The sequence below is a fragment of the Streptomyces sp. SID486 genome (genome assembly GCF_009865385.1).
Taxonomy (GTDB): domain Bacteria; phylum Actinomycetota; class Actinomycetes; order Streptomycetales; family Streptomycetaceae; genus Streptomyces.
Genome location: NZ_WWJT01000600.1, coordinates 1 through 26,676 on the forward strand (window position 1 = coordinate 1; position 26,676 = coordinate 26,676).

Sequence of the window (26,676 nt, forward strand, 5' to 3'; positions counted from 1 at the left end):
GCCCCGGCCCCCCCGGCCGCCGCCCCGGCCCCCGCGGCCCCGCAGCCCGCTCCCGCCGCTCAGGCGCCCGCTCCCGCCCCCGCGGCGAAGGCGGCGGCTCCCTCCCCGGCCAAGCCGGCGCAACCCGCACAGGCGCCCGCTCAGTCGAAGGCGAAGCCCGCTCCCGCCGCGGAGGCCCCGGACGGTCCCGAGTACGTGACGCTGCGCGGTCCGTCCGCGGCCGTCGCCAAGAACATGAACGCCTCGCTGGAGCTGCCGACCGCCACCTCGGTCCGCGCGGTCCCGGTGAAGCTGCTGTTCGACAACCGGATCGTCATCAACAACCACCTCAAGCGCGCCCGCGGCGGGAAGATCTCCTTCACGCACCTCATCGGGTACGCGATGGTGCAGGCCATCAAGGCCATGCCGGCGATGAACCACGCGTTCGGCGAGAAGGACGGCAAGCCGACCCTGATCAAGCCGGCGCACGTCAACCTCGGCCTGGCCATCGACCTGGTCAAGCCGAACGGCGACCGCCAGCTCGTCGTGGCCGCCATCAAGAAGGCCGAGACGCTGAACTTCTTCGAGTTCTGGCAGGCCTACGAGGACATCGTCCGCCGCGCCCGCGAGGGCAAGCTGACGATGGACGACTTCACCGGTGTCACGGTCTCCCTGACCAACCCCGGCGGTCTCGGCACCGTCCACTCCGTGCCGCGCCTGATGCCCGGCCAGTCGGTCATCATGGGCGTCGGCTCCATGGACTACCCGGCGGAGTTCCAGGGCACCAGCCAGGACACCCTGAACAAGCTCGGCATCTCGAAGGTCATGACGCTCACGTCGACCTACGACCACCGGGTCATCCAGGGCGCCGCCTCCGGCGAGTTCCTGCGCCAGGTCGCCAACCTGCTGCTGGGCGAGAACGGCTTCTACGACGACATCTTCGAGGCGCTGCGCATCCCCTACGAGCCGGTCCGCTGGCTCAAGGACATCGACGCCAGCCACGACGACGACGTCACCAAGGCCGCCCGCGTCTTCGAGCTGATCCACTCCTACCGGGTCCGCGGCCACGTCATGGCCGACACCGACCCGCTGGAGTACCGCCAGCGCAAGCACCCCGACCTGGACATCGTCGAGCACGGTCTCACCCTGTGGGACCTGGAGCGCGAGTTCGCCGTCGGCGGCTTCGCCGGCAAGTCGATGATGAAGCTGCGCGACATCCTCGGCGTGCTGCGCGACTCGTACTGCCGCACCACCGGCATCGAGTTCATGCACATCCAGGACCCCAAGCAGCGCAAGTGGATCCAGGACCGCGTGGAGCGCCCGCACTCCAAGCCGGAGCGCGAGGAGCAGCTGCGCATCCTGCGCAGGCTGAACGCGGCGGAGGCTTTCGAGACCTTCCTGCAGACGAAGTACGTCGGCCAGAAGCGGTTCTCGCTGGAGGGCGGCGAGTCCGTCATCCCGCTGCTCGACGCGGTGATCGACTCCGCCGCCGAGTCCCGGCTGGACGAGGTCGTCATCGGCATGGCCCACCGCGGCCGGCTGAACGTGCTGGCGAACATCGTCGGCAAGTCGTACGCGCAGATCTTCCGCGAGTTCGAGGGCAACCTCGACCCGAAGTCGATGCACGGCTCCGGTGACGTGAAGTACCACCTGGGCGCCGAGGGCACCTTCACCGGCCTGGACGGCGAGCAGATCAAGGTCTCGCTGGTCGCCAACCCCTCGCACCTGGAGGCGGTCGACCCGGTCCTGGAGGGCGTCGCCCGCGCCAAGCAGGACATCATCAACAAGGGCGGCACGGACTTCACGGTGCTGCCGGTGGCGATCCACGGCGACGCGGCCTTCGCGGGCCAGGGCGTGGTGGCCGAGACCCTGAACATGTCGCAGCTGCGGGGCTACCGCACCGGCGGCACGGTCCACATCGTCATCAACAACCAGGTCGGCTTCACCGCGGCCCCCGAGTCCTCGCGTTCCTCCATGTACGCGACGGACGTGGCCCGCATGATCGAGGCCCCGATCTTCCACGTGAACGGCGACGACCCGGAGGCCGTCGTGCGCGTCGCGCGGCTCGCCTTCGAGTTCCGCCAGGCGTTCAACAAGGACGTGGTGATCGACCTCATCTGCTACCGCCGCCGCGGTCACAACGAGTCCGACAACCCGGCCTTCACCCAGCCGCTGATGTACGACCTGATCGACAAGAAGCGCTCGGTGCGCAAGCTCTACACCGAGTCCCTCATCGGTCGCGGCGACATCACCCTGGAAGAGGCCGAGCAGGCCCTGCAGGACTACCAGGGCCAGCTGGAGAAGGTCTTCACCGAGGTCCGCGAGGCCACCTCGCAGCCGGCCGCCGGTGACACCCAGGCGCCGCAGGACGGCTTCCCGGTCGCGGTCCCGACCGCGATCTCCGCGGAGGTCGTCAAGCGGATCGCCGAGTCCCAGGTCAACGTCCCCGACCACATCACCGTCCACCCCCGCCTGCAGCCCCAGCTGCAGCGGCGTGCGGCGATGGTGGAGGACGGCACGATCGACTGGGGCATGGGCGAGACCCTCGCCATCGGCTCCCTGCTGCTGGACGGCACCCCGGTCCGCCTGGCGGGCCAGGACTCCCAGCGCGGCACCTTCGGCCAGCGCCACGCGGTGCTCATCGACCGGGAGACCGGCGAGGAGTACACCCCGCTGCAGTACCTCTCCGAGGACCAGGCGCGGCTGACCGTCTACAACTCCCTGCTCTCCGAGTACGCGGCGATGGGCTTCGAGTACGGCTACTCGCTGGCCCGCCCGGACGCGCTCGTGATGTGGGAGGCGCAGTTCGGCGACTTCGTCAACGGCGCGCAGACGGTCGTCGACGAGTTCATCTCCTCGGCCGAGCAGAAGTGGGGCCAGACCTCCGGCGTCACCCTGCTGCTGCCGCACGGCTACGAGGGCCAGGGCCCGGACCACTCCTCGGCCCGCCCGGAGCGCTTCCTCCAGCTGTGCGCGCAGAACAACATGACGGTCGCGATGCCGACCTCGCCGTCGAACTACTTCCACCTCCTGCGGTGGCAGGTGCACAACCCGCACCACAAGCCGCTGGTCGTCTTCACCCCGAAGTCGATGCTGCGCCTGAAGGCGGCGGCCTCGAAGGCGGAGGAGTTCACGAGCGGGCAGTTCCGTCCGGTCATCGGCGACAGCACGGTCGACCCCGCGTCGGTCCGCAAGGTCGTGTTCTGCGCCGGCAAGGTCTACTACGACCTGGAGGCCGAGCGGGCCAAGCGCGGTGTCACGGACACGGCGATCATCCGCATCGAGCGGCTGTACCCGCTGCCGGGTGACGAGCTGCAGGCCGAGGTCAACAAGTACCCGAACGCCGAGAAGTACCTGTGGGCCCAGGAGGAGCCGGCGAACCAGGGTGCCTGGCCGTTCATCGCGCTCAACCTGATCGACCACCTCGACCTGGCGGTCGGCGCGGACATCCCGGCCGGTGAGCGGCTGCGGCGCATCTCGCGCCCGCACGGCTCGTCCCCGGCGGTGGGTTCGGCCAAGCGCCACCAGGCCGAGCAGGAGCAGCTGGTGCGGGAAGTCTTCGAGGCGTAGGTCTCGACGGCCCCGAAGGGCCCGGTACCGAGTTCGGACTCGGTACCGGGCCCTTTCGCCTGCCCAGGGGGTGTGGATCGGCGCCGTGCGCGGCCGCGGGCTCCCGGGGCCGCTGAGCGGTGCGCCGCGCCCCTCGCGGGGCGTCCTCCTCCGGCTGCCCGCCTCGCCCCGCTCGTGGGCCGCCCGTCGCCCGCGCCGTCCCGCCGCTCGCTACTCGTCGTCCTCGTCGTCGAGCCGGGCGAGCCAGGTGGCGAGCCGCTCGACGGGCACCTCGAAGTCCGGGTTGAGGTCCACGAAGGTGCGCAACTGCTCGGCAAGCCACTCGAAAGTGACCTCCTCCTCGCCGCGCCGCTTCTCCAACTCCTCGATACCGCGGTCGGTGAAGTACATAGGGGTACGTCTCCTGCGTTCACATCCGGCCTGGAAATAACACCCACCAGCCTATGCGCCCGGGCCGGTCCGACGGTCCGCACGTCCCGGCAGGGCCGCGCCACCACGCCCGCGTACGGTCGGCGCCGCCTCCCTCGTGCGCCGCGCCACCGCCCCCGCGCTCGACCTCTCGCCGTGCCGGCGCGGTGGCTCGTGCGCCGCCCCGGTTCCCGCCCCCTCAGCGCCCGCCGCCCCGGCCGGCCTTGACTTCCGACGTCCGCGATATATCGTGTTTGGTACGACGACGCGATATGGCGCGTCACGAGCGTGCCCGGCCGAGGAGGTCCCATGTCAGAGTGGTCCGTCACCGAACCCCGGAAACTGACCTTCGACACCCCCGTGCGCGAGCTCCACGTCCGTATCGTCAACGGCACGGTGAACGTCATGGGCACGGACGAGGGATCGGCCCGCCTGGAGGTCTCGGAGCTCGAAGGGCCGCCCCTGCTGGTCACCCTGGACGGCGGCACGCTCACCGTCGCGTACGAGGACCTGCCCTGGAAGGGCTTCCTCAAGTGGCTCGACCGCAAGGGCTGGCGGCGCAGCGCCGTCGTCTCCCTCGCGGTCCCCGCCGACACCCGGGTGGAGGTCGGGGTGGTCGGCGCGGGCGCGGTCGTGTCCGGCATCCGCGGGCCCGCGGTGATCAAGGGTGTGACGGGCGACAGCACCCTCGTCGGCGTCTCGGGGCCGGTGCGCGCGGACACCGTCTCGGGGAACCTGGAGGCCCAGGCGGTCACCGGCGACCTCAGGTTCCACTCGGTCTCGGGGGACCTGACGGTCGTCGAGGGTTCCGGCCCCGCCGTGCGCGCCGACACCGTCAGCGGCTCCATGATCGTCGACCTGGACCCGGACGGCCCGACGGACGTCGGCCTCACCAGCGTCTCCGGCGAGATCGCCATCCGCCTGCCGCATCCGGCGGACGCCGAGGTGGAGGCCAACACCGCGAGCGGCACGATCTCCAACGCCTTCGACGGACTGCGCGTGCACGGCCAGTGGGGCGCCCACAAGATCACCGGCCGGCTGGGCGCGGGCACCGGGAGGCTCCGGGCCACCACGGTCTCCGGCTCGATCGCCCTGCTGCGCCGCCCGCCACGGGAGGAAGAGGAGACCGTCCCCCGGCAGCCCGGCCCCCCGAGCACCGCCGGCGCCGAGACCCCGCACAACGGCACCGGCTCCGCACCCGCCGGCCCCGCACCCCACCCGGCCGGCCCCTCCCCGACCGCCCCGGGGGACAATTCCGTCTCCGGCCAGGACGCCGGCGCCAGCGGCGCCCCGGCCGACGGCACGACCGACAAGAAGGTGCTCTGACATGGCCCCCGTCTTCGCCCACGGCCGCCTCCGCCTCTACCTGCTCAAGCTGCTCGACGAGGCCCCGCGCCACGGCTACGAGGTGATCAGGCTCCTGGAGGAGCGCTTCCAGGGGCTCTACGCGCCCTCGGCGGGCACGGTCTACCCCCGGCTGGCCAAGCTGGAGGCGGAGGGCCTGGTCCGGCACACCACCGAGGGCGGCCGCAAGGTGTACGCCATCACGGACGCGGGACGCGCCGAACTGGCCGACCGCAGCGGTGAACTGGCCGACCTGGAGCTGGAGATCCGTGAGTCGGTGGCGGAACTGGCCGCCGAGATAAGGGCGGACGTGCGCGGCGCGGCCGGTGACCTGCGCCGCGAGATGCGCGCCGCCGCGTCCGAGGCCCGCCGGGGCGAGCGGTCGCCCGGGGGCGAGGCGCCGTACCGGGAGTCCGGTGAGATGAACGAGAAGGAGGCGTGGCGGGCCGCCAAGGAGGAGATGCGCCGGGTCAAGCAGGAGTGGAAGGAGCAGGCGCGGCGCGCCAAGGACGAGAGCCGTCGCGCCCGCGAGGAGGCACAGCGGGCCCGGAACCAGGCACAGGAGGCGCAGGCGCGGGCGCGGGCCCAGGCCCAGGAGGAGATGCAGCGCATCGCCCGCCGGGTGCAGGAGCGGGTACAGGACCACTTCACACGCGGCGACTGGCCGACGGGCGTCCGGGACGGCCTGACCGAGCTGGCCAAGGAGTTCGGCGAGCTCGGGAAGGACTACGGCAAGGAGTTCGGCCGGGACTGGGGCTTCGGCCGCGCCTCCGAAGGGACGCGGAAGTCGGCGCGCGCCGCGGAACCGCACCACACGCCGGCCGGGGAGGACTTCCCCGCCGCGTACGAGCCCGCCTGGGCCCACGAGGACCCCGCCGACCCGGTCCGTGACCCGGCGCGCGACCTGGACCGCCTGCTGGACCGCTTCCGCGACGACATCCGCGACGCGGCCCGCGACCACGGCGTCACCCCGGCCCAGCTCCACGAGGCCCGCCACCACCTGTCCACAGCGGCAGCCCGCATCGCGGCCCTGCTCGACACTTCACCCCGCTGACACCGGCCCGGCGGCCCCCCGAACCCCGGACAACCGGCCGACCCCGCCCCGCCAGCCCCCGCGGCCCACCCTCGGCCGACCGACCGAGCGGGCGAGCGGGCGGCCGGAGGGCCGGGGTCGGTCCCGGGACGGGCGCACGCATGGCTCGCGCTCCAGGACCGGCCCCTCGCCCGAGCCGGGCGACCGTCCGGGGTCAGGGGAGCGCCCGGACTCGCCCGCGCTCAGCCCCTGCCCACCGGGGGATCTCAGGGGTTGGTGAGCACGATCTTGCCGAACTGCTCGCCGGACGCCAGCCGCTCGAAGCCCTCGCGGGCCCGGTCAAGTGGCAGTTCCGCGTCGATGACGGGCCGTACGCCGGTCGTGGCGCAGAAGGACAGCAGGTCCTCCAGCTCGTCCTTCGTGCCCATCGTGGAGCCGACGACCTTCAGTTCGAGGAAGAAGATCCGGGTCAGTTCGGCGTGCGAGGGCCGGTCCCCGCTGGTGGCACCGGAGATGACGAGCGTGCCGCCGGGCCGCAGGGACTTCACCGAGTGGGACCAGGTGGCGGCGCCCACGGTCTCGATGACGGCGTCGACCCGCTGGGGCAGCCGCGCCCCGGACTCCACGGCCTCCACCGCCCCCAGTTCCAGGGCCCGCTTCCGCTTCGCCTCGTCCCGGCTGGTGGCGAAGACACGCAGTCCGGCCGCCTTGCCGAGGATGATCGCGGCCGTGGCGACACCGCCGCCCGCGCCCTGCACGAGGACCGAGTCGCCGGGTCGTACCCCGGCGTTCGTGAACAGCATCCGGTACGCCGTCAGCCAGGCCGTCGGCAGGCAGGCGGCCTCCGCGAAGGACAGCCCCGCCGGCTTCGGCAGCACGTTCCAGGTCGGTACGGCGACCTGTTCGGCGAAGGTGCCCTGATAGCGCTCGGTGAGGATGGAGCGCGGCTCACGGGGGCCGACGCCGTGGCCGGTCTGGCCGATGACGGAGTGCAGCACGACCTCGTTGCCGTCCGCGTCGACGCCGGCGGCGTCGCAGCCGAGGATCATCGGCAGGCGGTCCTCGGGCAGGCCGACGCCCCGCAGGGACCAGAGGTCGTGGTGGTTGAGGGAAGCGGCCCGCACGGTGATGGTGCTCCAGCCGGGACGGGCCTCGGGAGCCGGGCGCTCCCCCAACTCAAGGCCGGTGAGCGGCTGGTCGCGGTCGATTCGGGCGGCGTAGACAGCGAACATGCTGCCGACGATAGGTGTGCGAGGCGGCCGGCGGAACCACGGCGCCCTGTGACACATGCCCTCTTGCGTGACGGCACTCGTGCGGCGCAGCCTCCTCCGCCGCCACCCCCGGGCGTGCTCCGCCGTCCCCCGGACGGACGGGCGGCGGCGGAGGGCGCCGTCGGCGAGGGGCCGCCGGGGGACGGGCAGCCCGGCACGGAAAACGGCCCCGTCCGCGGGGGGACGGGGCCGTTCCGGTGAGGCGTCAGCGACGAGCGACACCCTCGGCGCGAGCCGCGGCGGCGACCGCCGCGGTCACGGCGGGAGCCACCCGCTCGTCGAACGGCGAGGGAATGACGTAGTCGGCGGCGAGGTCGTCACCGACCACCGAGGCCAGCGCCTCCGCCGCGGCGATCTTCATCCCCTCCGTGATCCGCGAGGCCCGCACCTGCAGCGCGCCCGCGAAGATCCCGGGGAAGGCCAGCACGTTGTTGATCTGGTTCGGGAAGTCCGAGCGCCCGGTGGCGACGACCGCCGCGTACTTGTGCGCGACGTCCGGGTGCACCTCGGGGTTCGGGTTGGCCATCGCGAACACGAAGGCGCCCTCGGCCATGGAGGCCACGGCCTCCTCCGGGACCGTGCCGCCGGAGACGCCGATGAAGACGTCGGCGCCCGCGAGGGCGTCCTCCAGCGTGCCGGCGAGGCCGGCCTTGTTGGTGAATCCGGCCAGCTCGCGCTTGACCGGGGTCAGGTCCTCCCGCCCGGCGGACACGACGCCCTTGCGGTCGGCCACCGCCACGTCCCCGATGCCGGCCTCGACCAGCATCTTGGCGATGGCGACACCGGCCGCGCCGGCGCCCGAGATGACGGCCCGCAGCTGCCCGATCTCGCGTCCGCTCAGCCGCGCCGCGTTGCGCAGCGCCGCGAGCGTCACGACAGCCGTGCCGTGCTGGTCGTCGTGGAAGACCGGGATGTCCAGGCGCTCCTGGAGCCGGCGCTCGATCTCGAAGCACCGGGGCGCCGAGATGTCCTCCAGGTTCACTCCGCCGAACGAGGGAGCCAGCCGGACGACGGTCTCGACGATGTCGTCGACGTCGGTGCAGTCGAGCGCGATCGGGACCGCGTCGACTCCGCCGAACTGCTTGAACAGGATCGCCTTGCCCTCCATCACGGGGAGGGAGGCCTGGGGACCGATGTCCCCGAGTCCGAGCACGGCCGTACCGTCGGTCACGACGGCGACCACCGACGACTTCCACGTGTAGTCGTTGACCAGCTCCGGCTGTTCCGCGATCGCGGTGCACACGCGCGCGACGCCGGGCGTGTACGCGAGGGAAAGGTCGTCCTTGTCGCGCACCGGCACGGTGGCCTGCACGGCCATCTTGCCGCCGCGGTGCAGCGCGAACACCGGATCGAAGGAATCGAGGGGCTCGGCCCCGCCGTCCTGATCCGTATTGCTGTCGCTGCGAGGATTGACGATCTCCGCTGCCACTTTGTCTTACCCCTTAGGTATGCATGGTTTGAGGGTCGACCACTCCTGGTGAGGGGTGGGCGGGCACCGCGTACGGCCCGATTGCTGATACGTACGAGGCCATACGCGACGGGCGCGCCGCACACGCGCCCTGAGCCCCGGATGAGGGGTGTAAAGAACCTTCTTACCGGACGGACAGCACTCGCGACGAGTCCAATAGGTCCAAGGTCACACCCGGACGCGGAGGGCGGGGCGGGGGTGACGCGGGTCCGGAGGGCCGCAATGGCGTGAAAGCACGCAAGCCCGGCTGATCACATCGTGAGACACGCTGAAGATTTTCCGGCCGGAGCACTTGATTCCCGCAGATGGTTCGGCGGCTATGGCCCAGGGATGTACCGACCTGATGCGGTTCGGGGGTCACCCGTTATCCGATTTTGACATAGCGAGTCCCTTGAATGGCGTAGTCCGAATGGCAAGATGCCGTAAACCCACGAGGTCGCGACACCCGAAGGTGTGTGTTTCCGTCGACCCATCGGCAACTCTTCCCATCCGCCGGAGGAACCACGATGACCGCAAGCTCCACCCGTCGTACCACCGCCGCCGCGCGCTCCCGTCTGGCCGCGGTCGGTGCGATCGCGGTCGCAGGCGCCCTGCTGCTCACCGGCTGCGGTGACCAGACCGCAGAGAAGGACAAGGGCTCCGGCAGCGGGTCCACCAGCGGCGCCCCGCTCGCCGACAAGCTCCCCCAGGACATCCGGAGCAAGGGCAAGATCAAGGTCGGCTCGGACATCGCGTACGCCCCGGTGGAGTTCAAGGACTCCTCCGGCAAGGTCGTCGGCCTGGACCCCGACCTCGCGGCGGCCATGGGCAAGCAGCTCGGGGTGACGTTCGAGTTCGAGAACGGCACCTTCGACGCCCTGCTCACCGGTCTGCGCTCCGGTCGCAACGACATCGCGATGTCGGCGATGACGGACAACAAGAACCGCCAGCAGGGCATCGACCCCGACACGGGCAAGAAGGTCGGCGAGGGCGTCGACTTCGTCGACTACCTGACCGCCGGTGTCTCCATCTACACGCGCAAGGGCGACACCGAGGGCATCAAGACCTGGTCGGACCTGTGCGGCAAGAAGCTGGCCGTGGAGCGCGGCACCGTCTCGGAGGACCTGGCCAAGCAGGAGGCCAAGAAGTGTCCGAGCGGCAAGAAGCTCGCGATCGAGGCGTTCGACGACGACCAGCAGTCCCAGACCCGGCTGCGTTCGGGCGGCGTGGACGCGGCCTCCTCCGACTTCCCGGTGGCCGCGTACGCGGTGAAGACCTCCGGCGGCGGCAAGGACTTCGAGATCGTCGGCGACCAGGTCGAGGCGGCCCCGTACGGCATCGCGGTCGCCAAGGACGACACCCAGCTGCGGGACGCCCTCCAGGCCGCGATGGACGCGATCATCAAGAACGGCGAGTACGAGAAGATCCTCGAGAAGTGGGGCGCCCAGGACGGCGCCGTCAAGCAGTCCGCCGTCAACGGCGGCAAGTGACCCGCGACCGGCAGAAGCGGCCACTGAAAGGCATCACCCGTGACTGACATAGACAAGACGGCGGGGCCGGCCGGCACGCCCGCGGCCGGCGCCGAGGCCATCAAGGCCATCCCGGTCCGGCACTACGGACGCTACGTCTCCGCCGTCATCGCGATCGCGCTCCTCGTCGCGATCATCTACGCGTTCGGCCAGGGCAAGATCAACTGGAACGCGGTACCCGACTACTTCTTCGACGACCGGATCATGACCGGTGTCGGCAAGACCCTGCTGCTGACGGTCCTGTCGATGGTGATCGGCATCGTCGGCGGCATCGTCCTCGCGGTGATGCGGCTGTCGAAGAACCCGGTGACCTCGTCGATCGCCTGGTTCTACATCTGGTTCTTCCGCGGCACCCCGGTCCTGGTCCAGCTCGTCGTCTGGTTCAACCTGGGCCTGGTCTTCGAGTTCATCAACCTCGGTCCGCTGTACAAGGACGAGTGGTCGGACTTCATGACCCCTCTCCTGACCGCGCTGCTCGGCCTCGGCCTGAACGAGGCCGCCTACATGGCGGAGATCTGCCGCGCCGGCCTGCTCGCCGTGGACGAGGGCCAGACCGAGGCCGCCCACGCGCTGGGCATGAGCCACAGCAGGACGCTGCGCCGGATCGTCATCCCGCAGGCGATGCGGGTCATCGTGCCGCCGACCGGCAACGAGGTCATCAACATGCTGAAGACGACCTCGCTGGTGTCGGTGGTGCAGTATCCCGAACTGTTCCGGTACGCCCAGGACATCGGCCAGAACTCCGGTGCCCCGGTGGAGATGTACTTCCTCGCCGCGGCCTGGTACCTGGTGATGACCTCGATCCTGAGCGTGGGCCAGTACTACATCGAGCGCTACTACGCCCGCGGCTCCAGCCGCCAGCTGCCGCCGACCCCGTGGCAGAAGATCAGGACCAGCATGTTCTCCCTGGGCCGCCCCAAGGGAGGCATGGCATGACCGACAAGCTGAGCAAGACGCAGGACACCCCGGCCGAGGGGACCGTCCCGATGGTCAGGGCGCAGGGCGTGCACAAGTCCTTCGGCCATGTCGAGGTGCTGAAGGGCATCGACCTGGAGGTGAAGCCGGGCGAGGTGTTCTGCCTCATCGGCCCCTCCGGCTCGGGCAAGTCGACCTTCCTGCGCTGCATCAACCACCTGGAGAAGATCAACGCCGGGCGGCTGTACGTCGACGGCGAGCTGGTCGGCTACCGGCAGCAGGGCGACAAGCTGTACGAGCTGCGGGACCGCGAGGTCGCCATGAAGCGCCGCGACATCGGCATGGTCTTCCAGCGCTTCAACCTGTTCCCGCACATGACGGCCGTGGAGAACGTCATGGAGGCGCCGGTGCAGGTGCGCGGCGTGAACCGGACGCAGGCCCGGGAGCGCGCCATGCAGCTGCTGGACCGGGTGGGCCTGGCCGACCGGGCCGGGCACTACCCCTCCCAGCTCTCCGGCGGCCAGCAGCAGCGGGTGGCGATCGCCCGGGCCCTGGCGATGGACCCGAAGCTGATGCTGTTCGACGAGCCGACCTCGGCCCTGGACCCGGAGCTGGTGGGTGACGTCCTGGACGTCATGCGCGACCTCGCCGAGTCCGGCATGACCATGGTCGTCGTCACCCACGAGATGGGCTTCGCCCGGGAGGTGGGCGACAGCCTCGTCTTCATGGACGACGGTGTGGTGGTCGAGTCCGGTCACCCGCGGGACGTGCTGACGAACCCGCAGCACGAGCGGACGCAGTCGTTCCTGTCCAAGGTGCTGTGACGCTCCGCCGGTAGCGCAGCGCCCCTTCGGGGGTGCGGACGTACGGGAGGGCGGTACGAGACAACTCGTACCGCCCTCCCGTACGTCCGCGTGCCGGGCCCTACTTCACGGCGAGCAGCAAGGTGTCCGACGGCGACGCCCAGACCGGCCGGGCCTCGCCGAAGCCGCGCTCCAGCAGGGTGCGCGCGTGCCACGCCGGTGACGGCATGTCACCGTCGGCGTGCTCGCCGTAGATCTCGAAGCGCTGGGCGGTGGGCTCGGCCAGCGCCGGGTCGCCGGCCGCCACCTGCCACCACTCGGCCCAGTCCAGGGCGCCCTGCCGCTTGGCCTGATCCATGCGGGCGTGGCGCTGCGCGCGCTCCGCCGCGTTGATCCGCGGTGTGCTTTCGTCGATCATGTGGTCCGCGTTCATGAAGACACCGCCGTCGCGGACCAGCCCCGCGATCCGGCCGTAGAGGGCCGCGAGGGGTTCGCTGTGCAGCCAGTGCAGGGCCGTGGCCGTCAGGACGGCGTCGTAGGAGTCGTACGGCAGCTTCGCCGGCCAGTCGGGGTCCTTGAGGTCGGCGCGGACGAGGCGGACGCGGTCGTCGCCCTCGAAGGTGCCGTGCGCGATGGCGAGCAGCGCCGGGTCGAGGTCGACGCCGGTGCTGGTGGCCTCCGGGAAGCGCCGGAGCAGCCGGGAGGTGATGCTGCCGGTGCCGCACGCGAGGTCGAGCACGCGCGGTGCCGTGCCGACGAGCGCCTCGACCATGTCGAGCATGATCCGGAAGCGCTCCTCGCGGTCCGGCATGTACCACTCCTGCTGCCGGTCCCAGCTCTCCTGCCAGGCCGCCCAGTCCGTTCCCGTCGTCGTGGTCATGGGACCCCGTTCCCCTCGGTTCGCGTAATACCCTGGAAGCACGACCGGCTGTTACCCGACCGCTGACACGACGATAATGCGCCCCCGTAAGGACTACAAGTGGAACTGGCCTATTACTCGGATTACGCCGTCCGTCTCGTCAACAGCGAGGAGCCGGCACGGGGCAGCGACGCCCTGACCACGGTCGAGGCCGTCCGTGATCTGTTCGGCGTCAACGCCTCGGCCGCCCGCCGTGCCACGGACGCCGACGTGACCCGCTTCCGCTCGGTCCGGGCACGGCTGCGCGGGGTCTTCGAGGCCGCCGACAAGGGCGACGAGACACTGGCCGTGGACCTGCTCAACTCACTGCTGCTGGAGTTCCCGGTCAGCCCGCAGATCTCCGGCCACGACTTCCGCGACGACGACGGCCGCCCCCTGTGGCACATGCACCTGGCCGACCACCCCTCCAACGCCACCGCCGGCTACGCGGCCATCGCGGCGATGGGCCTGGCCTTCCACCTCACCGAGCACGGCGTCGACCGCCTCGGCCTGTGCCAGGCGTCCCCGTGCCGCAACGCCTATCTGGACACCTCCACCAACCGCTCCCGGCGCTACTGCTCGGACCGCTGCGCGACCCGCGCCAACGTGGCCGCCTACCGGGCCCGCAAGCGCCTGGAGGCCGACCGGTCCGGCAGCAGCGGCCTCGCCGCCGAGAGCGCCCAGCGCACGAGCGCGAACGGCGAACGCTGACCGGCCCGCACCGGCCGGAACCTGAACCAGGCCCTGCCGAGGATCAGTTCCTCGGGCACCACCCCGTAGTCCGTGCTGTCCCCGCCCGCGTACGGGTTGTCCCCGAGCACCCACCAGCCGCCGTCGCGCCGCTCCACGGCCCGCTTGACCACGAGCAGGTCCTGCTGGAAGGGGTGGCGCAGAACCACCACGTCGCCGGCCCTGACCGCGCCCCCGTACCGCACCAGCAGCTGATCCCCGTGGTGCAGCGTCGGCACCATGGACGGGCCCGTCACCTCGGCCAGCCCGAAGGGTGCCGCGGCCCTTCCCCGCTCGGTCTCCTGCGACAGCTCCGGCATCCCCGGCACCTCCCCGGTCCGTTCCTCCACCAGTCTCAGTCTCACCCTGGACTTTTGTCCTAAGCCCCAGGGGGCAGCCGAGAAATCGACTTCCTCAGGGAGTAATGTCGCACCTGAGAAGACGATCACGAGGAAGGAATGCTCCATGCTTTCCCGCCTGTTTGCCCCCAAGGTTCAGGTCAGCGCCCACTGCGACCTGCCCTGCGGCGTGTACGACCCGGCCCAGGCCCGCATCGAGGCGGAGTCGGTGAAGGCCGTCCAGGAGAAGATGGCCGGCAACGACGACCCGCACTTCCAGGCGCGCGCCACCGTCATCAAGGAGCAGCGCGCGGAACTGGCCAAGCACCACGTCTCCGTCCTCTGGAGCGACTACTTCAAGCCCCCGCACTTCGAGAAGTACCCGGAGCTGCACCAGCTGGTCAACGACACCCTGAAGGCCCTCTCGGCCGCCAAGGCGTCCACCGACCCGGCGACGGGCCAGAAGGCGCTGGACTACATCGCCCAGATCGACAAGATCTTCTGGGAGACGAAGAAGGCCTGATCCCTCGCTGGAGGGTCTGACCTGCGGTTCAGCGGGTCGTGCCGTTCACCTGTCCGCACCCGGTCCGCAGGCCGCCGCACACCGGCGTCCATGGCGGACCGGGTGCGGTCTTTTATCCGCCCGGCCGACGGCGGACACCGGCCGACGGCATCCGAGCCGGACCGGGTGCGGTCTCTTTTCCGCCCGGCCGACGGCGTTCGCGGCGGACCGGGTGGGGTTCTCTCTTCCGTCCGGCCGACGGCGTCCATGGCGGACCAGGTGGGGTCCTTTTCCGCCCGGCCACCGGCGGACACCGGCCAACGGGCTTCCCGCACGGTCCGGTTGCCGGTGGCGGCACCCGCCCTCACGCCGCCTCGCGCCGGGGGGCGACACCGGTCACCGTGACCTCGACGGTGACCCGCTCCACGGTGTCGAAAGCGGTGAGGTGGCGGACGACGGCCGCCCCCACCCGGTCATGGACGTCCCGGGCGACGTCCAGCGCCCGTCGGCCCTCGGACAGGACGCAGCGCACCTCGATGTGCCATCCCGAACCGTCCGGCGACCGGTCGGCGCGGACGCCCGCCTCCGACGGGCCGTCCGGTGCCGTGTCCGCCCGGGCGGGCGCGGCGGCCGCCGCCAGGCGCCGGGAGAGCCGGGGTTCGAGGCCGGCCACACCGGGAACCGCGAGAGCGGTCTCGACCGCGGTGCCGAGCAGCGTGGCCGTCCGGCCGACGGTCATGTCGCACCGCCCGCGGCCGGAAGGCCGGGACGCAGCAGCGGCATCGGCTCCAGGACGTCGACCACGGCGATGTCGACGGCCGTCACGGCCAGACCCAGGTCCGTCCCGGCCGAGCGGAGGACCGACCGGCGCACCTGCCGGACCCGGTCGCGCAGGGGGCGGTCCAGAGCGGCGGCCAGCGTCATGGTCACCCGCACTTCGGTGCCTTCGCCCACGCGCACGAGCCGGCAGGCCGCGGCCCTGGCGCCGGGGACCGTGTCGGCGGCCCGCCGCAGGACCTTCGCCGCGACGCTCTCGGCGATGCGCAGTTTCCGGTCCGGGTCGGCCAGCGGCAGCAGCCTCCCGAGCCGGACCTCGGCCCTGACGATGTTCATGACGCGGTCGGCGAGAGCGTGGAGACCGGGCGCGCCCTCGGCACGCAGCGCCCGGGTGGCCTCGTTCACCGCGGCCAGCCCCTCGGCCGCCTCGCGGCAGTACGGGCAGGAGAGGGTGTGCGGCTCCACGGCCGACGCCGCGTCGCGGGTCTGCTCCCACACCCCGCTGAGCAGCCGGCCGCAGGACAGGACCTCGTCGCCCGCGAACGGGGGCACGTCGGGAGCACCCGGCCCGGGGCCGGTCCCGTCGGCCCCGGGAGGTCCGGAAGACCGCTCGTGCGGGTCTAGCGCCATGGGCCCATCGCCTCCTGCAGGGATCGGCGTGCCCTGAACAGTCTGCCGCGCACCGTCTGTTCGCTGGTCCGCGTCACATGGGAGATCTCCTTGTAGGACAGCCCTTGCACCTCCCGCAGGATCCAGCACAGCCGCTGCCCGGCGTCGAGCTGGCCGAGCGCGCGGGCCAGGGCTGCGGTGGCCGCGTCCTGCTCGGCGGACCTGGCGGGCTGGCTCCAGGCGTCCCCCGCCGCGGGCTCGGCGACCGCGTCCAGCGAGAGGGGCGGCGGCCGGCGGCGGCGCAGGGTCAGGCAGCGGTTGACGGTGATCCGGTACATCCAGGTGGTGAACTCCGCGCCGTGGTGGTACTCCGGCAGCCGCCGCCAGGCGCTGACGAAGGCGTCCTGGACCGCGTCCTCGGCGTCCTGGGGGTCGCCGAGCATGCAGCGGGCCAGGGCGAGCAGGGGGCGGCCGTGCCGCTGGACGAGAACGGCGAACGACTCTTCGTCCCCCTCGGCCGCCCGTACGGCCAGGAGCCGGTCCGGCAGTTCGCCGCCCGGCAGGTCGCGCAGGCCGGTTCCCGGCAGTCCGCGCAGGTCATTGCCCGGCAGCTGGCGCGCGTCGCCGCCTGGCAGGTCGCGCCCCGGTGTCGGGGAAGCAGCGCTTTCGATCATGGCGCCCCCATCCGAACTCGGACGGTCCGGGTACCCGGCCGACCACATGTGATGCACGTCACATGTGCGACGCGTGAGGAATGTGCCGTCCGATATGTCCAACCTTACGAAGGGCGCCGCACCGGTGTCCGAGTGACCGATAGAGGCGACCGCCATGACGGAGAACATCACCAGCGTCGGGGCCAGCCGGTCCGAGTCGGGCGTGAGCGCGCTCAAGGGCCGCACCGGAGCGGGGGCTCCGGCCGAGGCACGAGGGAAGACCACCATCGCGGACACCGTGGTGGCCAAGATCGCGGGTATGGCGGCCCGGGAGATACCGGGCATCCACAGCCTGGGTGCGGGGATGGCCCGGGCCTTCGGCGCCATGCGGGAACGCGTCCCCGGCGGAGGCGGGGCCGTCACGCGAGGAGTGAAGGTCGAGGTCGGCGAGCGGCAGGCCGCCGTGGACCTGGACGTCGTCGTCGAGTACGGCGTCGCCATCGTCGACGTCGCCGGCGCCGTGCGCACCAACGTCATCAGTGCCGTGGAGCGGATGACGGGCCTGGAGGTCGTCGAGGTGAACATCACCGTGGACGACGTCCACCTGCCCGACGAGGAGGAAGAGGCCGAGACGGACGAGGGCCGCGTGAGGTGATCCACCCCCGTGCCCTGACCGGGCGCGGGTGATCACGTGCACGGTGACGTTCGTGCACGGGACGGGTTGAGTGCGAGATGAACACAGCAACGACGGGCCTCGCGGCCGGCATGGCTCTCGGCTTCGCCGGCTTCTTCGGAGGCTTCTGGGCCTTCCTGCTGGTCCTGGTCCTGGGCGTGGCCGGGCTGATCGCCGGCCTCGTCGTCCAGGGCGACCTCGACCTGCGCACCCGGAGGCAGCGGTGAAGACCCGGGCCGGTTCCGCCGCCGAAGGGGCGGCCCCGCCGGCGCGGGCGGCCGGACTGCCGCCCCCGGCCGAGCGGGGCGCCACCGTCATCCCGGACAGGGTGGTCGCCCGCATCGCCGCGCAGGCCGCGCGCACGGCCCAGGCCCGGCGCGCCGCCGTACCGCCCGGCCGCGGAGGGCCGGCGAAGCCGGGTGCCTCGGCCGCCGTGCGGGCCGGATCGGTGCGGCTGCATCTGACCATGGAGCTGCCCTACCCCGCCGACCTCCCCCGGGTCTGCGAGCGGATCCAGCACGACGTCGCCGAACGGGTCGCCCAGCTGACCGGCTTGCGGGTGGGAGAGGTCCTGCTCACCGTCCGACGGCTGGTGACCGACGCCGACGCGAGCCGGGGGCGGGTCCGGTGAAGGGCCACCCGACCCGGACCACCGTCGGGCTCGTCGGGATCGCCGGGCGCGTGGGGCGCGTGGGGATCGCCGGGCACGTGGGGCGGACGAGGGCCGCCGGGCACGTGGAGCCCACGGGGACCGCCGGGCACGCCGGGATCTTCAGGCCCCTCGGGATCACCGGGCACGCCGGGATCTTCAGGCCCGCCGGGATCACCGGGCACGTCCGACACGTCGGGATCACCGGGCGCGCCGTGCCGGAAGGGCGGCCGCGATGACATCCGAACCCGGCTCTGCCGGCCCCGGCCCCGTACCGTCCGGCCTCCCTGGCTCCGTGCCGCTGGCGAAGGAGCCCGGTCGGCCAGGGCACGACGTCCCCGCCTCCGACCCTCCGACCGGTGAGCGCGATGTGTCCTCATCAGGCCCCACCGGCGAGCACGACATGCCCACGGCAGGCGCCACCGGTGAGGGCGGCGTGCCCTCATCAGGCGCCACGGGTGAGGGGGACGTGCCCGCCTCCGGCCTCTCGGGCGGTGCGCCCGGCGGAGGGCACCGGACCCACCGCAGGTGGTCCGCGCGCCGCGTCACGGCGGCACTGGTCGCCGCGCTGGTCCTCGTGGCCGTCGTCGCCGCGCTGGTCGACGTCGTCGCCGTACGGGCCGGACGTCCGGCGGCCGCCTGGCGCCGGCATCTGGCAGACGAGCTGGCCACCCGCCCCGTCAACGACGTGTGGATGCTGACGGGGGCCGCCGTGGCCGCCGCCGTCGGCGTCTGGCTGATCGTGCTGGCCCTCACCCCGGGGCAGCGCCGCTGGCTGCCCCTGCGCTCCCCCGCCGACTGCCCGCGACTGCGGGCCTTCCTGGACCGCGACGGCGCCGCCGCGCTGCTGCGCGACGCCGCGATGCGGGTCCCCGGGGTCGGGGCGGCACGTGTCCTCGTGGGCCGCCACCGGATCAGGGCCCGCGCGGACGTCCGCTTCCGCGACCCCCAGCAGGTGAAGGACGACCTCGCCACCGTCCTGGGCGAGGAACGCGACCAGCTGGCCCTCGCCCGTCCTCCCCGCGTCGTCGTACGGGTGCGGCGACGCACCGACTGACCGACAACCGGACCACCGGGAGCCCGCGCCATGACCCCGCGAACCGCACTCAACCGCAGTCTGCTGACCCTCGCCGGACTGGTTCTGCTCGGCGGCGGACTGCTGATCCTCTTCGCCGGGTTCGACGTGTACCGGCGCCACGACCTCGCCCCGCCCGACGGCTGGCCCCTGACCACCCCGGCCGGAGTCCTGCTCGGCTCAGCCGACCGGGCACGCTGGAGCGGCCAGGGCTGGTGGTGGTGGCCCGCGGTCATCGCCGCCCTCGCCCTCGCCGCCCTGCTCGCCCTGTGGTGGCTGCTCGCCCAGCTGAGCCGCCGCCGCCCCGGCTCCCTGCCCGTCGGCGGCACACCCCCGGCGGAAGGTGTCGAACTGCGCGACCGCGCGCTCGGCGAGGCGATCGCGAACGAGGCCGGTGCCCTGCCCGGGATCGAGCACGCGTCCGTGCACATCACCGGCCGGCCGGCCCACCACCGCACCCGCATCGGGCTCACCCTCACCCCCGGGGGCGCACCCGGCGCCGCTCTCGGTGCCCTCTGCGCAGGCCCGCTCAGTACCGCCCGGCGGTCCACCGGCCTGCCCGACCCGCCCACCGAGGTCCGCCTGAAGGTCAGGCGTCACAGTCCACACCGCGTGGAGTAAGGAGGCGACCAGCCGCTTCATCCCGACGCCCCCGCGACCGTCGCGGTCCGCGGGGAACCAGCACCGCTCCCCCAAGGAGAGACCATGATCGTCCTGGGCATCATCCTGCTCGTCGTCGGTTTCCTCACCGGCATATCCATCCTGTGGACCATCGGGATCATCCTGTTGGTCATCGGAGCCATCCTCTGGATCCTCGGCGCGATGGGGCACGCCGTCGCCGGCCGACGCCACTACTGGTGACCGGGGCCGGCACCGAGGGCTGACCGCCCCGGGCCCCGGTCACGCCGGCAAGCCGGCGCGGACCGCACGGGGACGTCCGGGACGGCGGACGACGGCGGCGGCGGAGAGATCCGCCCCTGCGGTCACCGCCGTTCCGGGCACGGACGGGACGCGCCCGGTCGTCGCCGCCAGGCCACGGACGGGACGCGCCCCGTCGTTCCGGTCAGGCCACGGACGGACGCGCTCGGCCGGTGCCACCAGGGCGCGGACGAGACGCGCCCGGTCGTTGCCGTCAGGGCACGGACGGGACGCGCTCGGCCGGTGCCGGCCGCGTCGGGAGTTCGTATGCACCACACCTTCGTGACGATCCGCCAGAACGCCCCTCCGGGTCACGGCCATGACGGGCGGTGAGCGGCACGGCCCCGGAGAGGACACCGACCGGTCGGAGCGCTTCGGGGAGGAGTTCCTCGGAGCCCTGCTGGACCAGGGGCACGAGCTGCCGCCGTACCGGCTCGGTCCGCTCGTCGCCCGGCAGCTGGGCAGGCTCGACGGCCGCGAGACCTCGGTCTTCCTGCAGGACTACGGCCAGGTCTGGCTCGTCCCCCTGCCGGGTGACGGGCTGACGGCCGGGGAACCGCAGCCGATCGACGGCTCCGACGCCGGCCGTGCCTTCGAGGAGGCGTGCCCGGTCGAGGTGGCGCAGGACGACGGGGTACGGGTCTACCTCCCCCTGCTGGACGGTGGCGACCAGGTGGGCGTCATGGCCGTCACCCTGGACCGGGTCGACGACGACGACCGGCGGCTGCTGCGCAGACTCGCCTCGCTCGTGGCCGACATGCTGGTGACCAAGCACGGATACACCGACCTGTTCTTCCGGCTGCGGCGCAGGGAACCGATGAGTCTGGCGGCGGAGATCCAGTGGTCGCTGCTGCCACCGCTGGCGATGTTCACGCCCCGGGTCGAGCTGGCCGGGATGCTGGAGCCCGCCTACGACGTGGCCGGCGACAGCTTCGACTACGCCCTCAACGGCGATGTCCTGCACGTGGCGATGGTCGACGCGATGGGCCACGGACTGGACGCCGCCACCATGGCCACCGTGGTCATCGGGGCCTACCGGCACGCCAGGCGCATCAGCGTCGGCCTGTCGGAGATATACGCGTTCATGGACCGGGCCGTCGCCGTGCAGTTCGGCCCCGACCACTTCGTGACCGCGCAGATGATGCGGCTGGACACGGTCACGGGCCGCCTGCAGTGGGTCAACGCCGGACACCCCGCCCCTCTGCTGATCCGTGGGCACCGTGTCGTGCGGCGGCTGCACGGTCCGACGACGCTGCCCGTCGGCTTCGGCGGCCGCGAGCCCCGGATCAGCGAGGTGGCTCTCGCGCCCGGCGACCGGGTCATGTGCTTCACCGACGGACTGATCGAGGAGCGCGATGTCGGTGGAGAGCAGTTCGGGGAGGAACAGCTCATCACCTCGGTGAACCGCCTCGAACCCACGGCGCGGGGAATCCGGACGGTCGCGCGCTCCCTCTCCCACACGCTGCAACGGGCGCGGGGCGGGATCACGACGGACGACGCGACACTCCTGCTGATCGAGTGGCGCGGCCCGGGCTGACCGGACCGGCCCCACCGCGACGGCGGAGAACCGGCCCCTCTACGACGGACCGACTCCTCCACGACGGACCGATTCCTCCACGGCGGCCGACTCCCCCACGGCGGCCGACTCCTCCATGGTGGCCGGCTCCTCCACGACAGAGGGCCGCTGCCTCGGCTTCGGTACAAGTGCTTCTCGACGGCGGAGGGCCGACCCCTCGGCAGTGACGCAAAGGCTCCTCGACGGCGGGTCCGGGGTCGCCGTCGGTCCGGCACGTCCTGCCCCTGCCGCCCGGCTGGTGGAACTGCGGCACGATCAGCCAGATCCCGTACGCCACCACCGCCGCGCAGGCGAGGAAGCACAGCCACGCCTGGGCCCGGCCGGCGGCGGGTCCGGCGGCACCGCCGGCCTCGGCGCGGGAAAGGCCGAGCACACCGAGCGTGAACCGGCGGCCGAGGCCGGCGCCGAGGATGCTGCCCGAGGCGACCTGTGTGGTGGACAGCGCGAAGCCGAGCTGGGCGGAGGTGAGGATCACGGCCGTGGAAGCCGTCTCGGCGGCGAATCCCTGCGGCGACCGGATCTCCGTCAGCCCCTTGCCCATGGTGCGGATGATCCGCCAGCCGCCCAGGTAGGTGCCCAGGCCGATGGCGAGACCCGCCGAGCCGATCACCCAGACCGGCGGGCCGGCGTCCTGGTCCAGCGCGCCCGCCGAGATCAGCGTCAGCGTGATGACACCCATGGTCTTCTGGGCGTCGTTGGTGCCGTGCGCGAGGGAGACCAGGGAGGCCGAGGCGATCTGCCCCAGCCGGAAGCCCCTGGTCAACCGACTCCTGCCCGGCCCGGGCGGTGAGCCGGTAGACGAGGTAGGTGGCGAGCAGAGCGGCGAGGCCGGCCACCACCGGTGAGGCCACCGCCGGGATCAGCACCTTCTCGGCCACCTTGCCGAAGTGCACGCCGTGGGAGCCCGCACCGACCCAGACGGCACCGATCAGCCCGCCGAACAGGGCGTGCGAGGAACTGGAGGGGAGCCCGGCGAGCCAGGTCAGCAGGTTCCACAGGATCGCCCCGACCAGCCCCGCGAAGATCATCCCGGGGGTGACCAGGGCGTCGTCCACGATCCCGCCGGAGATCGTCCTGGCCACCTCGGTGGACAGGAACGCGCCGGCGATGTTGAGGACCCCGCTGACCAGCACCGCTGTTCTGGGTTTGAGCGCACCGGTGGCGATGGAGGTGGCCATCGCGTTCGCGGTGTCGTGGAACCCGTTCGTGAAGTCGAACGCCAGTGCCGTGACGATGACGACCGCCACGAGGAACGTGATGTGGTCCATCACCCGAGACAAGCAAGGGCCGGCCGATGCCCGGACAACTGGAGGGAAACGCTCCGTCGCACTCGGAAGACTCTGTCGTACGGTCCTGTGCCAAGCTGAGCAGGTGACCGCCCTGGAGGACCTGCGACGGCTGCGGCGGGTACGGGACCGCATGGACCGCGAGTACGCCGAGCCGCTCGACATGACCGCCCTGGCCCGGGACGCCCTGATGTCCCCGGGCCACTTCCAGCGCACCTTCCGCAAGGCGTTCGGCGAGACGCCGTACAGCTACCTGATGACCCGCCGGATCGAGCGGGCCAAGGCGCTGCTGCGCCGGGGCGATCTCACCGTGACCGAGGTGTGCCTCGCCGTGGGCTGTACCTCGCTCGGTTCCTTCAGCTCCCGGTTCACCGAGCTGGTCGGCGAGACGCCGAGCGCCTACCGCGCCCGCGACCACGAGGAGAGCGCGGTGATCCCGTCCTGCGTGGCCCGCAGACTGACCCGGCCGCGACGCCGTCCGTACTGAGCGGGGCACCTGCGCCGGCCGAGCGGGGCGCCTCCGTCGGTTCTAGGGTGAGTCCATGGACGTGAGACTCGCGCAGTGTTTCATCGCGGTGGACGACCACGACAAGGCCATCGCCTTCTACCGCGATGTGCTCGGTCTGGAGGTCCGCAACGACGTCGGCTTCGAGGGGATGCGCTGGGTGACCCTGGGCTCGCCGCTCCAGCCGGACGTGGCGATCGTCCTGGAGCCCCCGGACGCCAGTCCGGACGCATCCCCGGCGGACAAGCATGCGCTCAACGAACTCCTGGCCAAGGGCCTGCTGCGCGGGGTCATCTTCACCACCCCCGACTGCGACGCGCTCTACGAGCGGGTGCGCGAGTCCGGCGCCGATGTCATCCAGGAGCCGACGGACCAGCCCTACGGGGTGCGCGACTGCGCCTTCCGGGACCCGGCGGGCAACCAGCTGCGCTTCCTCCAGCACCCCGCCGGCTGAACTCCCCCGCCTCGGCGGCCCGTTCGGTCACCGGCGGGGCCGGCCCGCGCCCTGCCCAGGTGGCCCGTTCGGTCACCGGCGGGGCCGGCCCGCGCCCTGCCTACACTCCCCGCATGATGATCCGCTGGACGTACGCCTTCGCCGACCGGCCCGCCGCCCGCCTCGCCGACGCCTGCGCCTTCTGGACGGCCGCGACCGGTACCCGGCTGTCCGGATTCCGCGGCGACGGCGAGGAGTTCGTGACGCTGCTGCCCGAGGCCACCGACCCGAGCGTGAAGCTCCAGGGCATCGGTGCGGGAGACGGCGGCGCCCACCTCGACCTGTGCACCGAGGACGTGCGCGACCTGGGCACGCGCGCCCGCCGGCTCGGCGCCCGTCTGGTGGCGGACCACGGGGACTGGGCCGTACTGCGCTCCCCTGCGGGCCGGTTGTTCTGCGTGGTGCCCTGGCAGGGAGAGGCGGTACGGCCGCCGGTGGCGTCCGGCAGCCGGCTGGACCAGGTGTGCCTGGACGTCCCGCCGTCCCGGTACGACACCGAGTGCGCCTTCTGGGCCGCGCTGACCGGGTGGGAGCAACGGGCCGGTTCCCGGCCGGAGTTCACCGCCCTGGTGCCACCGGCGGGCCTGCCTCACCGGCTGCTGCTCCAGCGGCTGGACGAAGAGGGCCCGGCCTCGGCCCACCTGGACCTGGCCTGCGCCGACGTCAGCGCAGTCCGTGCGCGGCACGAGGAACTGGGGGCCGTCCTGGTGCGCGAGGGCGCCCACTGGACGGTGATGCGGGACCCGGCCGGCGGCACGTACTGCCTGACCGGCCGCGATCCGCAGACGGGCCGGCTCCCGGACCGGGGCGGCCGGGACGCCTGCACCGGGTAGGCGCCCCGCCTCTCAGCCCCAGGGCTCCACGTCGACCACGGCCTCGACCGGCACCGGTCCGTAGACGTGCGGGAACTCCTCCCCGCCCGGCTCGGCGGACTCGTACCGCACCGGCGCACCGACCCGGGCCGGGTCCACCACCAGGACGACCAGCTCGTCCGGGCCGTCGTAGCCGCCGTAGAGGAAGTCCGCGACGCGCGGGAGCTGCTCGCGGGTGGAGAAGTGGATGAAACCCTCCTCTTGGAGGGTGCGACCCCGGGTGGACCGCTCGTAGGCGCCGCGCTCGCGCGCCGCCTCCCACAGGGAGCGCTCGGTGATGTGCAGGATGTACGGCAGTTTCGGCATGCGCCCACGCTACGGCGTCTTCGGGGCCCGCTCTGGGGCGTCGGACGAATCGGGAACGGCGGGCCGCCCGGCGCCGGAGGGCCGCCCGGTGCTGCCGGAGGGCCGCCCGGTGCTGCCGGAGGGGCGCCCGGTGTCGGCGGACCGCCCGGCCTCGGCACCGGCCGCGCAGTCCGGGTTGCCGCACGGGGCCGGGCCCCAGACCGGCACCCAGGCGCCCAGGGTCTTGTGCCGCTTGACGACCGTCTCGACCGGCTGTCCGCAGACGGGACAGACGGGTTCCACGCTGCCCATGCTCTCAGGGTAGAGCGGTGGCGGCACCGCCGCTTCCTGCGGCGCCCCCACACACTGCGGGGGCGTGCGGGAACCGCCTCGCCGGAGATCCCCGGTGACCGCGCGGGGCCAGGGGCCGCACGGTCACCGGGGCTCCGGCGTCGTCCTCAGGTCCGTGATTCCAGCTCCCTCGGGCCCGTGGCTCCGGCGTGGTACGGACGTCCCCAGGTCCGAGGTTCCGGCTCCCTCGGGCCCGTGACTCCGGCGTGGTACTGACGTCCTCAGGCCCGAGGTTCCGGCTCCCTCGGGCCCGTGACTCCGGCGTGGTACTGACGTCCCCAGGTCCCAGGTTCCGGCTCCCTCGGGCCCGTGACTCCGGCGTGGTACGGACGTCCTCAGGCCCGTGCACCGACGCCCTCGCGCCCCTGCACCGACGCCCTCGGATCCCTGCACCGGCAACGCCCTCGGATCCCTGCACCGGCAACGCCCTCGGGTCCCTGCACCGGCGGCGTCCTCGGATCCCCGCACCGGCGTCCTCATGACCGCCGCGCCGGCACCCTCAGCTGGTCCGCCGGGTGACGAACTCGGCGAGCGCCAGCAGACCGCCCGCCGCCTCGGGGCCGGGCACCGCGCGGGCGAGTTCCTGGACGGCCCGGGCCATCCGGTCGGCCGCCTCGGCCTGCGCCCAGTCCCGGCCCCCGGCCTGCTCGACCGCCAGTGCCGTACGCGCGATCTCCCCGTCCTCCGCCTCCCCTTCGAGGTACGGCTTCCCGTACAGCGCGGCGAGTTCGGCCGCCGCCGGGGTGCCCGAGGTGAGCGCCGCCACCACCGGCAGGGACTTCTTACGGGCGACGAGATCCGCACCGGCCGGCTTGCCGGTGTGCCGCGGGTCCCCCCATATGCCGATGACGTCGTCGATCAGCTGGAAGGCGAGCCCCGCCTGCCGGCCGAAGCCGTCCAGCGCGTCCACCACCTCCTCGCTCGCCCCCGCGTACAGCCCGCCGACCGCGCAGGCACAGCCCAGCAGCGCGCCGGTCTTGGCCTCGGCCATCGCCAGCACCTCGTCGAGGGTGACCGATTCCGGCGCACGCCGCTCCAGGTCGGTGTCCACGTGCTGCCCCTCGCACAGCTCCACCACACAGGACGCGAGCCGGGCCGCGGCCGGGACGGAGGCCGGGTGCGGGTCCTCGGCGAGCAGCCGCAGGGCAAGCGCCTGGACGGCGTCCCCGGCGAGGATCGCGTCGGCGA

The 26,676-nt window shown here is 72.5% G+C and carries 29 protein-coding genes and 1 pseudogene; 18 read left to right on the forward strand and 12 right to left on the reverse strand.

Annotated features, from left to right (window positions below):
- Window positions 1-3,549: multifunctional oxoglutarate decarboxylase/oxoglutarate dehydrogenase thiamine pyrophosphate-binding subunit/dihydrolipoyllysine-residue succinyltransferase subunit (locus GT045_RS28115; protein ID WP_161335110.1), on the forward strand; the 3,549-nt coding region annotated here is incomplete at its 5' end.
- A gap of 210 nt (window positions 3,550-3,759) precedes the next feature.
- Here the strand turns inward: GT045_RS28115 and GT045_RS28120 are convergent.
- A complete protein-coding gene (locus GT045_RS28120; RefSeq protein ID WP_003992906.1) occupies window positions 3,760-3,939 on the reverse strand; it encodes a DUF6104 family protein in 180 nt (59 codons plus the stop codon).
- A gap of 327 nt (window positions 3,940-4,266) precedes the next feature.
- Between GT045_RS28120 and GT045_RS28125 the strand changes: the two genes are divergently transcribed.
- The gene (locus GT045_RS28125) at window positions 4,267-5,283 is read left to right on the forward strand and encodes a DUF4097 family beta strand repeat-containing protein (protein ID WP_161335912.1); all 1,017 of its coding nucleotides are present in this window, start codon (window positions 4,267-4,269) and stop codon (window positions 5,281-5,283) included.
- Between the two features lies 1 nt (window position 5,284).
- On the forward strand, window positions 5,285-6,355 hold the full coding sequence (locus GT045_RS28130; RefSeq protein ID WP_161298141.1) for a PadR family transcriptional regulator: 1,071 nt from the start codon (window positions 5,285-5,287) through the stop codon (window positions 6,353-6,355).
- A 245-nt stretch (window positions 6,356-6,600) separates the two neighbouring features.
- Here GT045_RS28130 and GT045_RS28135 read toward each other — a convergent pair whose 3' ends face one another.
- Window positions 6,601-7,566: a zinc-binding dehydrogenase gene (locus tag GT045_RS28135; RefSeq protein WP_161298140.1), complete on the reverse strand. Its 966-nt coding sequence runs from the start codon at window positions 7,564-7,566 to the stop codon at window positions 6,601-6,603.
- A gap of 244 nt (window positions 7,567-7,810) precedes the next feature.
- Entirely contained in the window at window positions 7,811-9,034 is a 1,224-nt protein-coding gene (locus tag GT045_RS28140) for an NADP-dependent malic enzyme (RefSeq protein WP_161298139.1), read from the reverse strand.
- Window positions 9,035-9,579: 545 nt separating this feature from the next.
- On the opposite strand from GT045_RS28140, the gene GT045_RS28145 reads away from it, so the two are divergent.
- From GT045_RS28145 to GT045_RS28155, 3 genes are read left to right on the forward strand one after another with little or no spacing between them, the layout of a single operon-like run.
- Entirely contained in the window at window positions 9,580-10,542 is a 963-nt protein-coding gene (locus tag GT045_RS28145; RefSeq protein ID WP_161335913.1) for an ABC transporter substrate-binding protein, read from the forward strand.
- A gap of 39 nt (window positions 10,543-10,581) precedes the next feature.
- The gene (locus GT045_RS28150) at window positions 10,582-11,517 is read left to right on the forward strand and encodes an amino acid ABC transporter permease (RefSeq protein WP_161335914.1); all 936 of its coding nucleotides are present in this window, start codon (window positions 10,582-10,584) and stop codon (window positions 11,515-11,517) included.
- Window positions 11,518-11,567: 50 nt separating this feature from the next.
- Complete coding sequence (locus GT045_RS28155; RefSeq protein WP_161298145.1) at window positions 11,568-12,320, forward strand: amino acid ABC transporter ATP-binding protein; 753 nt, start codon at window positions 11,568-11,570, stop codon at window positions 12,318-12,320.
- A gap of 100 nt (window positions 12,321-12,420) precedes the next feature.
- Here GT045_RS28155 and GT045_RS28160 read toward each other — a convergent pair whose 3' ends face one another.
- Window positions 12,421-13,179, reverse strand: a complete 759-nt coding sequence (locus GT045_RS28160) for a class I SAM-dependent methyltransferase (protein WP_161298136.1) — start codon at window positions 13,177-13,179, stop codon at window positions 12,421-12,423.
- A gap of 99 nt (window positions 13,180-13,278) precedes the next feature.
- Between GT045_RS28160 and GT045_RS28165 the strand changes: the two genes are divergently transcribed.
- Window positions 13,279-13,908, forward strand: coding sequence for a CGNR zinc finger domain-containing protein (locus GT045_RS28165; protein WP_161298135.1), 630 nt, complete (start codon window positions 13,279-13,281; stop codon window positions 13,906-13,908).
- Here the strand turns inward: GT045_RS28165 and sodX are convergent.
- Complete coding sequence (gene sodX / locus GT045_RS28170; RefSeq protein WP_161298144.1) at window positions 13,812-14,246, reverse strand: nickel-type superoxide dismutase maturation protease; 435 nt, start codon at window positions 14,244-14,246, stop codon at window positions 13,812-13,814. The two genes, GT045_RS28165 and sodX, sit on opposite strands and share 97 nt — an antisense overlap.
- A gap of 145 nt (window positions 14,247-14,391) precedes the next feature.
- Between sodX and sodN the strand changes: the two genes are divergently transcribed.
- Entirely contained in the window at window positions 14,392-14,787 is a 396-nt protein-coding gene (sodN, locus tag GT045_RS28175; protein ID WP_161298134.1) for a superoxide dismutase, Ni, read from the forward strand.
- Between the two features lie 343 nt (window positions 14,788-15,130).
- Here the strand turns inward: sodN and GT045_RS28180 are convergent, their stop codons facing one another.
- The 3 genes from GT045_RS28180 to GT045_RS28190 all read right to left on the reverse strand — a co-directional run bounded on the left by GT045_RS28180 (window position 15,131) and on the right by GT045_RS28190 (window position 16,700).
- Window positions 15,131-15,505, reverse strand: a complete 375-nt coding sequence (locus tag GT045_RS28180; RefSeq protein ID WP_161335915.1) for a hypothetical protein — start codon at window positions 15,503-15,505, stop codon at window positions 15,131-15,133.
- On the reverse strand, window positions 15,502-16,095 hold the full coding sequence (locus tag GT045_RS28185; RefSeq protein WP_345942783.1) for a hypothetical protein: 594 nt from the start codon (window positions 16,093-16,095) through the stop codon (window positions 15,502-15,504). The genes GT045_RS28180 and GT045_RS28185 overlap by 4 nt, the downstream gene beginning before the upstream one ends.
- 68 nt (window positions 16,096-16,163) lie before the next feature.
- Window positions 16,164-16,700 carry an RNA polymerase sigma factor gene (locus GT045_RS28190; protein ID WP_237538936.1) on the reverse strand — a complete coding sequence of 179 codons (537 nt, stop codon included), beginning with the start codon at window positions 16,698-16,700 and terminating at the stop codon, window positions 16,164-16,166.
- Window positions 16,701-16,980: 280 nt separating this feature from the next.
- On the opposite strand from GT045_RS28190, the gene GT045_RS28195 reads away from it, so the two are divergent.
- The 7 genes from GT045_RS28195 to GT045_RS28215 all read left to right on the forward strand — a co-directional run bounded on the left by GT045_RS28195 (window position 16,981) and on the right by GT045_RS28215 (window position 21,657).
- On the forward strand, window positions 16,981-17,460 hold the full coding sequence (locus GT045_RS28195) for an Asp23/Gls24 family envelope stress response protein (RefSeq protein ID WP_161298130.1): 480 nt from the start codon (window positions 16,981-16,983) through the stop codon (window positions 17,458-17,460).
- A 77-nt stretch (window positions 17,461-17,537) separates the two neighbouring features.
- A complete protein-coding gene (locus GT045_RS39110; RefSeq protein WP_202516644.1) occupies window positions 17,538-17,705 on the forward strand; it encodes a hypothetical protein in 168 nt (55 codons plus the stop codon).
- The gene (locus GT045_RS28200; RefSeq protein WP_161335917.1) at window positions 17,702-18,109 is read left to right on the forward strand and encodes an Asp23/Gls24 family envelope stress response protein; all 408 of its coding nucleotides are present in this window, start codon (window positions 17,702-17,704) and stop codon (window positions 18,107-18,109) included. Before GT045_RS39110 ends, GT045_RS28200 begins: the two co-directional genes overlap by 4 nt.
- A gap of 421 nt (window positions 18,110-18,530) precedes the next feature.
- Window positions 18,531-19,184 (forward strand): DUF6286 domain-containing protein, encoded by a 654-nt coding sequence (locus GT045_RS28205; protein WP_237538931.1) that lies wholly within the window; start codon window positions 18,531-18,533, stop codon window positions 19,182-19,184.
- 30 nt (window positions 19,185-19,214) lie between these two features.
- Window positions 19,215-19,823 carry an alkaline shock response membrane anchor protein AmaP gene (locus GT045_RS28210; RefSeq protein ID WP_161297077.1) on the forward strand — a complete coding sequence of 203 codons (609 nt, stop codon included), beginning with the start codon at window positions 19,215-19,217 and terminating at the stop codon, window positions 19,821-19,823.
- 84 nt (window positions 19,824-19,907) lie between these two features.
- Complete coding sequence (locus GT045_RS39115) at window positions 19,908-20,063, forward strand: DUF6131 family protein (protein ID WP_202516395.1); 156 nt, start codon at window positions 19,908-19,910, stop codon at window positions 20,061-20,063.
- Window positions 20,064-20,439: 376 nt separating this feature from the next.
- Window positions 20,440-21,657 (forward strand): PP2C family protein-serine/threonine phosphatase, encoded by a 1,218-nt coding sequence (locus tag GT045_RS28215; RefSeq protein WP_161335918.1) that lies wholly within the window; start codon window positions 20,440-20,442, stop codon window positions 21,655-21,657.
- Here the strand turns inward: GT045_RS28215 and GT045_RS28220 are convergent.
- Window positions 21,605-22,964: pseudogene (locus GT045_RS28220) on the reverse strand (inorganic phosphate transporter). The gene GT045_RS28215 and the pseudogene GT045_RS28220 sit on opposite strands and share 53 nt — an antisense overlap.
- Before the next feature lie 151 nt (window positions 22,965-23,115).
- On the opposite strand from GT045_RS28220, the gene GT045_RS28225 reads away from it, so the two are divergent.
- The 3 genes from GT045_RS28225 to GT045_RS28235 all read left to right on the forward strand — a co-directional run bounded on the left by GT045_RS28225 (window position 23,116) and on the right by GT045_RS28235 (window position 24,813).
- Window positions 23,116-23,469 (forward strand): helix-turn-helix transcriptional regulator, encoded by a 354-nt coding sequence (locus GT045_RS28225; RefSeq protein WP_202516398.1) that lies wholly within the window; start codon window positions 23,116-23,118, stop codon window positions 23,467-23,469.
- A 55-nt stretch (window positions 23,470-23,524) separates the two neighbouring features.
- Window positions 23,525-23,941, forward strand: coding sequence for a VOC family protein (locus GT045_RS28230; RefSeq protein ID WP_161297083.1), 417 nt, complete (start codon window positions 23,525-23,527; stop codon window positions 23,939-23,941).
- 113 nt (window positions 23,942-24,054) lie between these two features.
- Window positions 24,055-24,813, forward strand: coding sequence for a VOC family protein (locus GT045_RS28235; RefSeq protein WP_161335919.1), 759 nt, complete (start codon window positions 24,055-24,057; stop codon window positions 24,811-24,813).
- A gap of 12 nt (window positions 24,814-24,825) precedes the next feature.
- Here the strand turns inward: GT045_RS28235 and GT045_RS28240 are convergent, their stop codons facing one another.
- The 3 genes from GT045_RS28240 to GT045_RS28245 all read right to left on the reverse strand — a co-directional run.
- Window positions 24,826-25,158 carry a DUF952 domain-containing protein gene (locus GT045_RS28240; RefSeq protein ID WP_161335920.1) on the reverse strand — a complete coding sequence of 111 codons (333 nt, stop codon included), beginning with the start codon at window positions 25,156-25,158 and terminating at the stop codon, window positions 24,826-24,828.
- A 9-nt stretch (window positions 25,159-25,167) separates the two neighbouring features.
- Window positions 25,168-25,449: a hypothetical protein gene (locus GT045_RS39120; RefSeq protein ID WP_202529101.1), complete on the reverse strand. Its 282-nt coding sequence runs from the start codon at window positions 25,447-25,449 to the stop codon at window positions 25,168-25,170.
- 538 nt (window positions 25,450-25,987) lie between these two features.
- On the reverse strand, window positions 25,988-26,676 hold a 689-nt coding region (locus GT045_RS28245), incomplete at its 5' end, for a polyprenyl synthetase family protein (RefSeq protein WP_161335921.1).